Annotated in this window: 12 protein-coding genes; 7 read left to right on the top strand and 5 right to left on the bottom strand. The window is 33.4% G+C overall.

Features of this window, described 5'->3' with window-relative positions:
- The first annotated feature begins 120 nt into the window (after positions 1-120).
- The 3 genes from thrA to thrC all read left to right on the top strand — a co-directional run bounded on the left by thrA (position 121) and on the right by thrC (position 5,040).
- A complete protein-coding gene (thrA, locus tag FJOH_RS13360; RefSeq protein ID WP_012024641.1) occupies positions 121-2,568 on the top strand; it encodes a bifunctional aspartate kinase/homoserine dehydrogenase I in 2,448 nt (815 codons plus the stop codon).
- Between the two features lie 167 nt (positions 2,569-2,735).
- Positions 2,736-3,656, top strand: coding sequence for a homoserine kinase (locus tag FJOH_RS13355; protein WP_012024640.1), 921 nt, complete (start codon positions 2,736-2,738; stop codon positions 3,654-3,656).
- A 94-nt stretch (positions 3,657-3,750) separates the two neighbouring features.
- Positions 3,751-5,040 carry a threonine synthase gene (gene thrC, locus FJOH_RS13350; RefSeq protein WP_012024639.1) on the top strand — a complete coding sequence of 430 codons (1,290 nt, stop codon included), beginning with the start codon at positions 3,751-3,753 and terminating at the stop codon, positions 5,038-5,040.
- 52 nt (positions 5,041-5,092) lie between these two features.
- On the opposite strand, the gene FJOH_RS13345 is transcribed toward thrC, so the two are convergent.
- Positions 5,093-7,738 (bottom strand): HD domain-containing protein, encoded by a 2,646-nt coding sequence (locus tag FJOH_RS13345; RefSeq protein WP_012024638.1) that lies wholly within the window; start codon positions 7,736-7,738, stop codon positions 5,093-5,095.
- A 189-nt stretch (positions 7,739-7,927) separates the two neighbouring features.
- Positions 7,928-8,323, bottom strand: a complete 396-nt coding sequence (locus FJOH_RS13340; RefSeq protein WP_012024637.1) for a helix-turn-helix domain-containing protein — start codon at positions 8,321-8,323, stop codon at positions 7,928-7,930.
- Between the two features lie 136 nt (positions 8,324-8,459).
- Between FJOH_RS13340 and FJOH_RS13335 the strand changes: the two genes are divergently transcribed.
- From FJOH_RS13335 to FJOH_RS13325, 3 genes are all read left to right on the top strand, one after another.
- Entirely contained in the window at positions 8,460-8,984 is a 525-nt protein-coding gene (locus FJOH_RS13335; protein ID WP_012024636.1) for a hypothetical protein, read from the top strand.
- Positions 8,968-9,201 carry a hypothetical protein gene (locus FJOH_RS13330; RefSeq protein ID WP_012024635.1) on the top strand — a complete coding sequence of 78 codons (234 nt, stop codon included), beginning with the start codon at positions 8,968-8,970 and terminating at the stop codon, positions 9,199-9,201. The genes FJOH_RS13335 and FJOH_RS13330 overlap by 17 nt, the downstream gene beginning before the upstream one ends.
- A 222-nt stretch (positions 9,202-9,423) precedes the next feature.
- Positions 9,424-9,930, top strand: a complete 507-nt coding sequence (locus FJOH_RS13325) for a GNAT family N-acetyltransferase (RefSeq protein ID WP_012024634.1) — start codon at positions 9,424-9,426, stop codon at positions 9,928-9,930.
- A gap of 316 nt (positions 9,931-10,246) precedes the next feature.
- Here the strand turns inward: FJOH_RS13325 and FJOH_RS13320 are convergent, their stop codons facing one another.
- The gene (locus FJOH_RS13320) at positions 10,247-10,816 is read right to left on the bottom strand and encodes a Crp/Fnr family transcriptional regulator (protein ID WP_012024633.1); all 570 of its coding nucleotides are present in this window, start codon (positions 10,814-10,816) and stop codon (positions 10,247-10,249) included.
- Between the two features lie 234 nt (positions 10,817-11,050).
- Between FJOH_RS13320 and FJOH_RS13315 the strand changes: the two genes are divergently transcribed.
- A complete protein-coding gene (locus tag FJOH_RS13315) occupies positions 11,051-12,157 on the top strand; it encodes a pectate lyase family protein (RefSeq protein WP_012024632.1) in 1,107 nt (368 codons plus the stop codon).
- A gap of 340 nt (positions 12,158-12,497) precedes the next feature.
- On the opposite strand, the gene FJOH_RS13310 is transcribed toward FJOH_RS13315, so the two are convergent.
- Entirely contained in the window at positions 12,498-12,881 is a 384-nt protein-coding gene (locus FJOH_RS13310; RefSeq protein ID WP_012024631.1) for a DUF3037 domain-containing protein, read from the bottom strand.
- Positions 12,871-13,653 carry a HipA family kinase gene (locus FJOH_RS13305; RefSeq protein WP_012024630.1) on the bottom strand — a complete coding sequence of 261 codons (783 nt, stop codon included), beginning with the start codon at positions 13,651-13,653 and terminating at the stop codon, positions 12,871-12,873. The genes FJOH_RS13310 and FJOH_RS13305 overlap by 11 nt, the downstream gene beginning before the upstream one ends.
- Positions 13,654-13,820: the final 167 nt, after the last annotated feature.

Raw genomic sequence — 13,820 nt, 5'->3', positions numbered from 1 at the left:
GATACATGAAAAACATTTAGAAAAGAAAAAAAATAGCCGCAGTTTTCAGTTTCAGCTCACAGTTAATAGCCTTTGAACCTTTGTTACTCAAAATTGCACCTTATTAAAAAATATCACAAAATGAAAGTATTAAAATTTGGCGGAACTTCTGTAGCCAATGCTCAAAATATAAAACTTGTTCTCGAAATTGTTAATAAAAAAGCTGCAAATGACAAACTTGTTGTTGTAGTTTCTGCACTGAGCAAAGTGACCGATTTACTTCAATCTGCAGCAGCAAAAGCAGCGGCAAACGATGAAAGCTTTAGAGAAGTTGTTGCCGAAATCGAGAAAAAACACCTTGATACTTTAAAAGAACTAATTCCTGTAAGTGAACAAAGCAGTCTTTTAAGCCATGTAAAAAGAATTATTAATCATTTAGAAACTTTATTAGACGGTTGTTTCTTATTAGGCGAATTGTCTCCAAGAACTGCCGATACTATTTTAAGTTTTGGAGAATTACTTTCATCATTCATCATTGCTCAGGCATTTCAGCAAACTGAAAAAGATGCCGTTTATAAAGACAGTCGTGAATTAATTAAAACTGATAATAATTTTGGAAAAGCAGCTGTTAATTTTGAAGTTTCAAATCAGCTGATTAAAGAATATTTTGCTGGAAATAAAGCAAAAATCAATATTCTTCCAGGATTTATTGCGCAGACTTTAGACGGAATTACTTCGACTTTAGGACGCGGCGGTTCTGATTATACTGCTGCAATTATAGCAGGAGCTTTAGATGCTGAACAATTGGAAATCTGGACTGACGTAAACGGAATGTTTACTGCAAACCCAAAAATCGTAAAACAAGCACAGCCAATTGCAAACATTTCATATCAGGAAGCGATGGAATTGTCGCATTTTGGTGCCAAAGTTTTATATCCGCCAACAATTCAGCCGGTTTTAAGAAAAAACATTCCTATTTTAATCAAAAATACTTTTGAGCCGGAAGCTGTTGGAACTTTAATTTCTGACACGGTTGTATCAAAAGATACCGTTGTAAAAGGAATAAGCCATATCGATAATATTTCACTTGTAACTCTTGAAGGTCCGGGAATGATTGGAGTTGCGGGTTCGTCAAGACGTTTGTTTGAAGTATTGTCTCAGGAAAAAATCAACGTGATTTTTATTACTCAGGCTTCTTCTGAGCATTCAATTTGTATCGGAATCCTGAATTCTGATGCTGATAAAGCCGAAGCTGCAATTAACAGAGCTTTTGAAATCGAAATTTCGCAAAACAAAATCGATCCTTGTTATGTAGAAAAAGACCTTTGCATTATTGCTTTGGTGGGTGAAAACATGAAAAATCACCAGGGATTGAGCGGAAGAATGTTCAGTACTTTAGGAAAAAACAACGTAAATATTCGTGCAATCGCGCAAGGTGCTTCTGAAAGAAACATTTCGACTGTAATTAACGAAAGAGATGTTAAAAAAGCACTGAATACTTTACATGAAAACTTCTTTGAAGAAAACACAAAACAGCTCAACTTATTTGTAATGGGAGTTGGAAATGTGGGAGAAAAATTCATCGAGCAGATTCACAGCCAAAAGAAATTCTTAAAAGATGTTTTAAAAATTAATGTTCGCGTAATTGCTTTATCAAACTCAAGAAAAATGATTTTTGATGAAGACGGAATATCTTTAAAAGACTGGCAGTCGACTTTGGAAAAAGGAGAAAATGCAGTTGCGGCAGAATTTATCGCCCGTGCAAAAGAACTCAATTTACGTAACAGTATTTTCGTAGACATTACAGCAAATGCAAGTGTATCTGAAATGTACGAGAAATTTTTAAAAGAAAGTATTGCCGTTGTAACTTGTAATAAAATTGCTTGTTCATCTGCTTACGACAATTATAAAAAACTAAAAAGCTTATCCCGCCAATACAACGCTCCGTTTTTGTTTGAAACGAATGTTGGTGCAGGACTGCCAATTATCGATACGGTAAAAAACCTGATTGCATCTGGCGATAAAGTGCATAAAATCCAAGCGGTTTTATCAGGAAGTTTGAACTTTATTTTCAACAATTTTGACGAAAATAACTCTTTCCACGACGTGGTAAAAGAAGCCGGAGTACAAGGATTTACAGAACCAGATCCAAAAATCGACTTAAGCGGAATCGACGTGGCTCGTAAAATCCTGATCTTAATTCGCGAAAGCGGTTACGAAATGGATATTGATGCCATTGCAAACGAATCGTTCCTGCCGGCAGAATGTTTAGCAACAACAAACAACGAAGATTTCTTCGCATCGTTAATCAAACACGCTGCTCATTTTGAAGGTATTTATAAAGAAGCTTTAGCCAAAGATTCAAGATTGAAATACGTGGCACAATTCGAAAACGGAAAAGCAAGCGTAGGTCTGCAATTCATCCCAAAAGAGCATCCTTTCTACAATTTAGAAGGAAAAGATAATATCGTGCTTTTCTACACAGATCGTTACGTAGATCAGCCTTTATTAATCAAAGGAGCCGGTGCCGGAGCAGCTGTGACAGCATCAGGAATTTTTGCTGACGTTATTCGAATAGGAAACATTTAGTGAGGTGCTAAGATACTAAGGTGCTAAGGTTCTAAGTTTTTTTATCTACTAAACCTTAGAACCTCAGCAACTCAGAGTCTCAAAACCTTAAAAAAAAATGGTGATAGTTTGCAAAGCAAAAACCTTAGAACCTTAGCAACTCAGAACCTTAGAACCTTTAAAAAGAAATGGAAATAAAATTATTCTGTCCCGCTACAATCGCAAACCTCTCATGCGGATTTGACGTATTGGGACTTTGCTTAGACAATGCGGGCGATGAAATGATTGTTCGAAAAGTCGATCAAAAAGGAGTTCGAATCACTAAAATTGTAGGTGCCGATTTACCTTTGGAAACCGAGAAAAACGTTTCCGGAGTTGCTGCTTTGGCAATGTTAGAAACTTTGGACGAACTAGATTTTGGATTCGAAATCGAAATTTATAAACACATAAAAGCGGGAAGCGGAATTGGAAGCAGTGCTGCAAGTTCTGCGGGAGCGGTTTTCGGAATTAATGAATTATTAGGAAGACCGTATTCGCGTAAAGATTTGGTTCAGTTTGCGATGCAGGGCGAGAAATTAGCCAGCGGAAACGCACATGCCGACAACGTTGCTCCTGCCCTTTTAGGCGGCTTTACTTTGGTAAGAAGTTATGCCCCGCTTGACATTATCAGAATTGACAGTCCAGAGGAATTGTACGCAACAGTGGTTCACCCGCAAATTGAGTTAAAAACTTCTGACGCGCGTTCGGTTTTAAAACAAAATGTTTCCCTAAAAAGTGCCATTATGCAATGGGGAAATGTGGGCGGATTAGTAGCAGGTCTTTACACTAAAGATTACGAATTAATTGGACGTTCGCTTCATGATGAAATCGTTGAGCCATTAAGAAGTGTTTTAATTCCTGGTTTTGACCAAATCAAACAAACGGCTTACGAAAACGGCGCTTTAGGTTCTGGAATTTCAGGTTCTGGTCCGTCTATTTTCGCTTTAAGCAGAGGAAAAGAAACCGCCGACCAAATCGCAAAAGCCATGAGCGACGTTTACGAAAAAATGAATTTGCCGTATGAAATTCACGTTTCGAAGATTAACCCAGACGGCGTAAGAATTATTTAAAATGAGTGCTTAGTTCCTAGTCCTTAGTAATTAGTCGCAAAAGACTAAGACTAGCAGCTAAGGACTAAGGACTAATTACTAAGAACTAATAAAAATGAAATACTACAGTTTAAACCATAATGCCCCAAAAGTTTCTTTTCAGGAAGCTGTTATACAAGGATTAGCAACTGACAAAGGATTATATTTCCCAGAAAGCATTACACCGCTTGATCCTTCATTTTTTGATAAAATCGAAAGTTTAAGCCATGAAGAAATTGCTTTTGAAGCGATTAAACAATTTGTTGGCGACGAAATTCCAGCAGAAAAACTAAAAGAAATCATTGCTGAAACTTTAGTTTTTGATTTTCCAGTTGTGAAAGTCGAAAACGGAATCTATTCGTTAGAATTATTTCACGGGCCGACAATGGCGTTTAAAGACGTTGGAGCGCGTTTTATGTCGCGTTGTCTGGGCTATTTCAATAAAGACAAAAAAGACGCTAAAAACACCGTTTTAGTAGCTACATCCGGAGATACAGGCGGAGCTGTTGCAAGCGGATTTCTTGGCGTTGACGGCGTTGATGTTGTCATTTTATATCCGTCAGGAAAAGTGAGCGATATTCAGGAAAAACAATTGACGACTTTAGGGCAAAACATTAAAGCACTTGAAGTTGACGGTGTTTTTGACGATTGTCAGGATATGGTGAAAAAAGCGTTTTTAGACGAAACTTTAGCGCATAAAAACCTGACTTCGGCTAACTCTATTAATATTGCGCGCTGGTTACCGCAAATGTTTTATTTCTTCTTTGCTTACAAAGCATTAAAAAGCCAAAACAAACCTTTAGTTTTCTCTTGCCCAAGCGGAAACTTCGGGAATATCTGCGCCGGAATTATGGCAAAAAAATTAGGTTTGCCGATTGAACATTTCGTTGCGTCTACAAACGTAAACGACACCGTGCCAAGATTCTTAGAAAACGGAAAATACGACCCGAAACCTTCTAAAGCAACAATCTCTAACGCCATGGACGTTGGAAACCCAAGCAACTTTATTAGAATTCAGGAATTGTACAATAATGACTTAAAAGCTTTCGAAAAAGATTTCTCTTCTTATAGTTATACCGATGAAGAAACGCTTGAAGCGCTAAAGAAAATCTATAACGCAGATGGTTACATTGCAGAACCGCACGGCGCTGTTGGTTATTTAGGTTTGAAAAAAGAACTAGAAAAACACCCCAACGCAATTGGTGTTTTCTTAGAAACAGCGCATCCTATTAAATTCTTAGATGTTGTTGAACCGGCGCTAGGAATTACACTTCCTATTCCTGCTCAAATTGAGAGTGTTATTAATGAGGAGAAAGTTAGTGTGAAGATTAGGACTTATGAGGAGTTGAAGAGTTTCTTGGGGTAGTAAAAAATAAAAGACAGCTATAATTATTTTTAGCTGTCTTTTATTTTCACATCTACATAAAATCATTTAAAGTCAATTCATAGTCAATTATTATGTTTTTTTTCAATTCTTTTTCAATTACTTTAATAGCAGAAAAATCTTCACCTTTATCTTCTTCCACGTCAAAACTCTCTATTAATTGAAAAATCTCATCAATCAAATTTTTAGAAGTTGGATTCAAATCAGATTCTTTGTACATAAATATACTTTTTACAAAAGGATGGCTCTTATTTATTTCATTTTCATAAGTACTAAAATTAGAATTGCTATATTTTAATAACTTATTAAGTTTTAGATTTATAGAATCTATATTTTTAGTATTCATAAAGCTAAAATGTTGTATAAAGTCCATGTCATCTTTATTTTCAACACTTTTTATCATTTCAATGTAATAAAAATCATCTTCTTTAATTAAATTCTCTATATAATTATTTTTATTTAACAAACTCATCGATCCTCTCGCTAAATAGTAATCTTCTTCACTATTTTCTAAATAATATTCAACAATAAATTGATCTGATATTTTAGAATTTATGAAAATGGTATTTTCTTCATTATAAGATATTATAAAACTGATTAGCTTTTTATCTATAAACTGTTTATAGTTAACAAATTCATATGCGTTTTCTGTATTATTTAATTTCAGATAGAAATATGGGTAAATTTCTTTTCTGAAATTAGTATAATTTTTTTCTATAAAATTATAGCTAATTTTGGCTAATTGTTCTCCTGTATTTTCATTATTTAGTTTTTTGAAAAATGCAATTGATAAATTATTAATCACTTCATTTAACAATCCATATATCTCAATATCATTAGAAAAATTATTTCTACTAATTTGTAAAGCTAATTTTTCTTTTAAATTGATATTACAAAATATGTCATTAAAATTAATATGATCATAAACTTTACTTACAAGAACACCTTTTTGGCTCAAATTTATCTCATTTCCTCTAGTTGTTTTATTAATAAAATCATCATTCATCAAATAATAAATTTTATTAAATGAATAATCATTAAAGTAAAAAAATGAAATTGCCCCCTCATAGCTTTGATTACTAAAATCATAATCAAATACTTCTATTTTATCCGAAAAGGATTTATATTGATATTTTAGGGACTCAGTAATTTTTTCCTTCACTCTTTTTTCTGTATAGTCTTGCTTTTTGATCTCAACAATTTCACCTTCACAATCAATAATAATAGGGAATTCAATATATCTAAATTTATCTTTTATATAATCAAAATAATCTTTACTTGAATAATTTTCATACTCTTTTTTTAAATTCAAAATTATTGAGGTCCCTGATGCCTTCCTATCAAATTTATTAAAAAAATGAAAATAGTTTTTAGGATCTTTATCTAATCTAAAGCGCAAAGTTTCCGATCTTTCAGTTTTTGTTTCGATATCAATAAAATCTGCCATTAAAAAATATGAAAAGACCCCAACTCCAAATTGACCTATAGCATCGTAATCTTTTTTTACACTTTCTTGTTGATAAAAACTACTACATAATTTACCAAAGTAATTCTTAATGATAAACTCGTCCATCCCCAATCCATTATCTTCTATTTTGATTTTATTTTTCTCAATGAAAAGTTTTATTTCAGGTGTATAAGTTGGATTTAGAACTTTTTTATATCGACAAGTATCAATAGAATTTTGAATTAGCTCGCGGAGAGATGTTAATTTATCATTATAAAGATTTTCCCCTACAAAAGCATTAATTACATTATCAACATCAAAAGAATATTTAATTCCCTTTGGATCAAAATCTATATATTTTACATCATTTTTAATTTGTTCAAGCTTTAAGCTAAAACGTCTCTGTTCTGTATTGCTAATGTTTCTAATTACTTTCTGACAATAATTGATTACAATTGCAATTTTATTAAATTGTTCCTCAAGTGCCGCTAACATACTATGATTTGAACATTTTACTTCAAATTGAACAAAATTTTCAGAAATAAACATTAAAGTATTAGCAATATGTTTATTCCATTCTAAAACACTCTTTTCATTATCTGGCATATAATATTTAGTAAGCAAACCAGGTGTTCTAATATTTGTTATATCAAGTTCATCAGCAATTCTTAAAACTGCAGATAAATATGGTAAACAAACAAAACTTCTTCCACTTTTAACCGTATACTTTGGTTTATAAATATCTGGATTACCTATATCAACTACTCTATGCCCTTCAGATACAAGAGCAATTGCTTCTGCATATTTTTCATTTGGAATTTTTAAATTCTCCCACTCTTCAAGAATGAATTTTTTACTTAAGGTATGGTGATGATCTCGTAGGTATTTTTCCCTACTTATTTCTGGATGCAATTTCCTCTCTTTTACTAATTCTTCCGTATCTGCAATTTCTCCTATTTTTTCCTCAGGAATGCACATTCCGATATCATGTAGATAACTTGCCATTGAGAGAATATAAATCTCATCTTCATTCAAGTTTTCGATTTCTTCGTCAGTCAATACTTCACTTACAATTTCAAACACCTTTTCTGTATGATGAATAGAATGATCTGTATAATCAGGAAAATTCTTTATATATTGATTCAATAATAATTTTACTTCTTCTCTAGTGTCGTTTAATTTTCCAAATAAATGTGGATTTAATTCTCTTAGCTTTAATTCTAATCTATTCATAAATTTCACTTAATAGTTTTTTGGCTAATGTAAGTATTTTATTGTTTTTTTTATATTTGTAAAAAAGTAATTTTATCGAAAATTTAATATAAATGTCAAAATATACAAATCACACTACTACAATATAAAAAACAAAAAAAGAGACCTCAGCAAAGGTCTCTTCTCAATTTATTATATCTTCAAAAACGTTTATTTCCCGTTCAACAACTTCTCCAAATACTCAACTTTATCTTTTTCAGCTTGCACCAAACGTTCGTAAAGTTCAACAACTTTATCTAAAGGATTAAAAGTACAATTGTAATTACCTGTGGTAGTTGAAAGCGTACCATGATCTTGAATGGTATTTCCGATAATATTAAAAACTGCTTCTTCCGAAAAGTTTTTAATTGCTTCAACAGAAACGTCAAGAGCTTTTGCAATCTCAATTAATCTTTGCTCGTCAACCGTTTCGCTGTTTTCAATATTCGAAATGGTCTGCTGGGTTATTCCTAAAGCATCTGCCAGAGCTTCCTGCTTCATATCTTTAAGCTCTCTGATACGGCTTATATTTCTGCCGATATGTTTTGGTTTTGTTGCTGTACTCATAATTCAAAGATATTTAAAATTCTTAAACGAAAATAAATTTCTGTAAAAAACAAAACTGTTTTTGTAAGATACTATTTTCATTATTTCTATATTAGCCAGCTCAACAGGAATTACCAATTATTAATCTTATTGTAAAATGGCAGTTTGGCAATATCTTTTAATCGTAGTTCCAAAAGATTCAATCGGTAATAATTACGAATGCATTTTTAAAAATAACAAAACAGAATTTTTACCAGAGACTGATGTTTTTTGGAAAAATTTTAATGGCAACATTCCTTCAATCATTTCCGGACTTGATCAAATTATCCCTAAAGCGAATTGGGGAAATGAAACTTATTTAAACTGGAAAGGAAATGGACAAAATGAAGAAGATAATGATGCATGCATTTGTTTAAGTGATGATAAAACAAAAATCGAAGAATTTCAATTTAGAATTGATTTGAGGAAACCATCCAATATTACCAATATTCTTCAATCAATATTGAATCTTTGTGAGAAGCACAATCTTGTATTAATTGACTTAAAAGGAAAAATTTTTCAACCAAAATTAGAAGATGTTTTAGGAAGTATTAAAGCCTCAAATGCAACACGATTTTTAAATGATCCAATACATTTTTTTGAAGATTTAAGTAAAAATAATTCAGATGAAACAAGAACATAAACTTATCCTTGAATTACTAGAATCTTATTTAGAAAAGAATCCAAGTCAGAGATTTGGACAGGCATTGTTCAATCTTAATATTAATGAATTTCAGAAAACAACTGACCCAAGAAATCCAAATTATAATATAAGAGATATTCATGGTGACAATGACTTAGATATTATTGAACGAATCAAAAATCGTTTAGATTTGATTGAATCACAGAAAAACAATTAGTTTCTCATGCTAGCAAATGTGTACAATAAAATCAATTGCCTCCAGCTTTAGCTGGAGGTTTTGTTTTGCACAATAAGAGGCTTTAGCCAAAATATATAAAAGATTAGGCTAAAGCCATTTTTCTTATTTAATTTTGTTCCCCCAGCTAAAGCTGGAGGCAATTCAAATTTTTCTCCAGTTAAAACTGGAAACCATTTATATTTATAATACAATCAGATTAACATGATTACAAAAGCAACAATCGAAGATATTCCAGCATTAACCATCTTAATAAACTCAGCCTACAGAGGCGAAACCTCAAAAAAAGGCTGGACAACCGAAGCCTATTTATTAGAAGGAAAAAGAACCGACGAACAAGAAATGACCGAAATCTTTCTGGATTCAAAAAATACAATTCTGAAATTTACAGAGAATGACAAGATTATTGGTTCGGTTTTATTGGTTGAAAAAGGTCATCAATTGTATTTAGGAATGCTGACCGTTTCACCTGAACTTCAAAATAGCGGCATCGGGAAAAAACTTTTGGCTGAAGCCGAAAATCATGCAAAATCTCTAGGATTGTCAAGTATTATTATGACAGTAATTTCGGTGCGTGATGAACTTGTAGCTTGGTACAAACGTCATGGTTATGTAGATACAGGAAAACGTGAAGCTTTTCCTGAGAGTGAAATTCATGTAACGGTTTCAGAAGAACCTTTGGAGTTTATATATTTAGAGAAGAAAATTTAGTTTATTTATTTCAGGTTTAAAGTTTAAAGTTTTTGGTAAGATTTGTCATTTCGAAGAAGGAGACCCAAGCGATAGCGAACAGGCGAAGCAAATCTCCACTAGAAGCTCTACAAAGATTGGATTATCGTTGCGGAGTTACTTGCTAGGATTTCTCCTTCGTCGAAATGACAAACTGCAAGGGAACTTTATATAAAATCTTCCCGTCTCAGCTCCCGAATAGCTATCGGGATTGTGAGATTTTCATGTAAAGTGAGACGCACTACAGTGCGTCTCTAAAGAAAACCTTTGTCACTTTGTTACTCTGAACCTTAACATCTTAGCACCTCCTTTTTATCTTCGAAAGAAACTCGTGAGAAACTCCCAAATACGAAGACAAATTCTTATTGTTTATCGAACTTACCTTTTGCGGATAACGCTCTTTAAAATCAAGATAACGCTGTTTCGAAGTTTTATTAAGAACATCCAATAGTCTTTGCTGGATGGCAACATTAGCACGTTCAATCATAAGAACGTGAAACTGCATAATTTTTGGAATTTCTTGAAACAGCTGCGCTTTTTTGATTTTACTGATAACCAAAATTTCGCTGTCTTCAATGGCTTTAATGTTGTAGGTCGTTGGTTTTTGATGGTAAAAACTTTCCAGGTCACACATCCATTCGTCTTCAAAGGAAAAGAAAATTACGGTTTCTGTTCCGTTTTCGTTTACGATGTAGGTTTTAAACGATCCTTTTAAAATGAATCCTTCATAACTGTTATGAGAATCCTGAATCTGCAAGAACTGATTTTTCTTTAATTTTACAAGTTCTGCTTTTGAAACAATAATGTTCCATTCTTCATCAGTGAGCGGAACTTTCCTTTCAATGTTTTTTCGTAGTAGGTTGTACATTTTGTGTTTTGTTTAAGGAATAAAAGTGGTTACTCAATTCATTATTAATTAGGGGCTTAAATAATGTAATCGATTACGTAAAAATACACTATTCATGCATTTTTGTAAATTTACAACTGTTAAAAAAACACATTTACAAGATTTTTTTACAAAAGTTTGAACTTGTTCAATTTTTTTTCTACAGATAATTCTGAGTTTTGCGTTGTTAAACTTTTATAAATAACCAAACTTATTATGAACTTAAAATTAAAACTTTCAATGTTTTTACTAACATTGACTTTCGGATTTACAGCATGTAACTCTGAAGAAATTGCTTCGAACACAGAAGCAAAAACTGAAGCAGTAACCGAAACTCCTTCAGGCAATTTAACTGCTAAAATTGGAAACTGTGCCGAAGTTCCGGGCTGGGCTTCTCAAAACGGCGGAACAACCGGCGGAGGTTCTGCTGCTGAAACTACGGTTACTACTTATGCTCAGCTGAAATCGGCTATTGAAAACAGCTCTGTAAAAGTTATTAAAATTTCAGGAACTATTACAGTTACGACCAGATTGTCATTTCAGGATCAAACCGGTAAAACTATTTATGGTGCAAACGGTGCAAAGTTGGTTTCGACTAATCAGACAAAAGATGCTTCTGGAATCATCAACATCAAAAGATGTAAAAACATTATCATTAGAAACCTAATTTTTGAAGGCCCGGGTGCTTATGATACTGACGGATGGGACAATGCAATTTTGGACGAATGTACAAATGTATGGGTTGACCACTGCGAATTTAGAGATGGTGTTGATGGAAACTTCGACATTAAAAACAAATCTGATTATATTTCGGTTACGTATTCTAAATTCCATTATTTAAAACCGCCAAAAGCTGGAGGTTCTGGAGGATCTGATGATCACAGATATTCAAACTTAATTGGTTCAAGCGACGGTGCAACAGGCGACCGCGGAAAATTGAGAATCACTTTTGCAAGATGCTGGTGGGCTCCTGGATGTAAAGAAAGAATGCCGAGAGTTCGTTTTGGGAAAGTACATATCGTAAACAGTTTCTTTAACAGTACGGTAAGCAACAAATGCATCGCTGCAGGTTTTGAAGCTGATATTCGCGTAGAAAGCAATGTTTTTGAAGGTGTAAAAACACCAATCGATTTAATGACAGGTTATACTGCAGTTACAGCAACCGACAACGTATTTACAAGTGTATCAGGAAATCAGGCTGGAAGCGGTACAGCTTTTACACCGCCTTATTCTATTGTAAAGCTTAATAAAACAGCTGTAAAAGCCGATATTTCTGCTAACGCAGGAGCAACTTTGGGCGGTAACATTTGCGGCTCTTTCTAATAAACTCTGGATAGCAAAAAAATGAGTTAGTTTTAGTTTCTAAAACCACGGATTGCAGTAAGGCAGTTCGTGGTTTTTTATTTTTTTTACTAAGACACAAGGACATAAAGTTTTTATTTAATCTTGTAATCACGATAAGCGTTGATAGAGAGGAGAAAAGATTTTTCACGCAGATTTAAAAAGATTTAAGCAGATTTTAAATAGATGAATTTATTAAATTAAATCTGCGTAAATCTGGAAAATCTGCGTGAAACTAAAATCATTTTAATCCCTTTAATCTGTGGCAAATACCTAAACGCATTGGAGTGCATCACAGAAAACCTTAGAATCTTAGCCCCTTTTAAAGCACCAACTCTTCAAACAATCTCTGAATGGTTTTCTCTAAATCCTGACACAATCCCGGATGAGGTCTTGAAGTTTGTATTGCAGAACTTCTAATAGCTGTTAACCAGCGAAAACGCTCTGGAATCTCAAATTCAGCAATTGGACCGCCATCTTTGGCTCCGTTTGCAATTTTTTCTAATGATGTTAAATTGCATTCTAATTGTTCGATGTCAAAATCAGAAGAAAGCGCTTGTATTTTTTCTTTATTAAGATGAAAAAGCACTTTAATAAACTTGGCTTTTTTGCAGAATAAAATGATTCCGATATTTAGGAATTCTTCGCGTTCTACCCTTGGCACAACACGAATCACAGCATATTCGTATAAGTGATTATCTTGCATTTTGAGCCTGATTTACAAATATTTCTGAATTCTCTAATCTTGTTTTTAAAAACTGTAAATAAACGTTTCGTAAGCCTTCTGGTGTTTCATCTGCATCTTCCCACTGCAGCCAGTCAAGCGGAATTGTGTTTACAATTTCTTCTAAAATTTCCGGCGTTAAAATGGCTTTAAACTCAGCGTCTACTTCTTTTAAAAGTGAAGCCTGAGGCAGTAAAACGTGATCTTTTATCAATGCAAACGGACTTTTGGCATGCTGTTCCCAGTTGTTCCATGAATGATGGAAATACAAACACGCTCCGTGGTCGATAAGCCATAATTCTTTATGCCAGATCAACATATTGGTATTTTTAAAAGTTCTGTCTACGTTTGTAATATAAGCATCAAGCCAGACAATCTGCGAAGCTAATTTTGCATCGACTGTTGTTACGGCAGGATCAAAAGTTATCGCGCCGGATAAAAAATGAAGTGCCAGGTTTAATCCCTGACTTCCCTGCAGTAAATCCTGAATTTCTTCATCGGCTTCGGTTCTTCCAAAAGCTTCGTCGAGATTTGCGAATACTAATTCTGGTAATTGTAGTTTTAAAGCTTTTGCAATTTGTCCGCCTACTAATTCGGCTATAAGGGCTTTTACACCGTGACCGGCTCCCCTGAATTTTAATACGTATTTAAAATCGTCATCGGCTTCTGCCAAAGCAGGTAAAGAACCTCCTTCGCGCAGCGGCGTTATATAACGCATGACATTTACTGTTCTAAGATCGAAGTTGTTTTTCATTTTTTAAAGGTTCAAAGATGCTAAGGTACTGAGTTGCTAAGTTTCTAATCTTTGATATTACAAACTTACAATTTTTGATTTTTTATTTAACCGCAAAGTTCGCTAAGATTTTATTTAATGAGGATTTTACAAAATCGCAAAGTTCGCAAAGCTATGTCTAAAAAACC

It is taken from the genome of Flavobacterium johnsoniae UW101, from assembly GCF_000016645.1.
Classification (GTDB): Bacteria; Bacteroidota; Bacteroidia; order Flavobacteriales; family Flavobacteriaceae; genus Flavobacterium; species Flavobacterium johnsoniae.
This window is presented reverse-complemented; position numbering and strand designations above follow the sequence as displayed.

Bases quoted from the DNA above. Each gene is read 5' to 3' on its own strand.
- thrC (WP_012024639.1), top strand. From the start codon at position 3,751: ATGAAATACTACAGTTTAAACCATAATGCCCCAAAAGTTTCTTTTCAG.
- FJOH_RS13320 (WP_012024633.1), bottom strand. From the start codon at position 10,816: ATGTACAACCTACTACGAAAAAACATTGAAAGGAAAGTTCCGCTCACT.
- FJOH_RS13345 (WP_012024638.1), bottom strand. From the start codon at position 7,738: ATGAATAGATTAGAATTAAAGCTAAGAGAATTAAATCCACATTTATTT.
- FJOH_RS13335 (WP_012024636.1), top strand. From the start codon at position 8,460: ATGGCAGTTTGGCAATATCTTTTAATCGTAGTTCCAAAAGATTCAATC.
- FJOH_RS13330 (WP_012024635.1), top strand. From the start codon at position 8,968: ATGAAACAAGAACATAAACTTATCCTTGAATTACTAGAATCTTATTTA.
- FJOH_RS13315 (WP_012024632.1), top strand. From the start codon at position 11,051: ATGAACTTAAAATTAAAACTTTCAATGTTTTTACTAACATTGACTTTC.
- FJOH_RS13355 (WP_012024640.1), top strand. From the start codon at position 2,736: ATGGAAATAAAATTATTCTGTCCCGCTACAATCGCAAACCTCTCATGC.
- FJOH_RS13310 (WP_012024631.1), bottom strand. From the start codon at position 12,881: ATGCAAGATAATCACTTATACGAATATGCTGTGATTCGTGTTGTGCCA.
- FJOH_RS13340 (WP_012024637.1), bottom strand. From the start codon at position 8,323: ATGAGTACAGCAACAAAACCAAAACATATCGGCAGAAATATAAGCCGT.
- FJOH_RS13305 (WP_012024630.1), bottom strand. From the start codon at position 13,653: ATGAAAAACAACTTCGATCTTAGAACAGTAAATGTCATGCGTTATATA.
- FJOH_RS13325 (WP_012024634.1), top strand. From the start codon at position 9,424: ATGATTACAAAAGCAACAATCGAAGATATTCCAGCATTAACCATCTTA.
- thrA (WP_012024641.1), top strand. From the start codon at position 121: ATGAAAGTATTAAAATTTGGCGGAACTTCTGTAGCCAATGCTCAAAAT.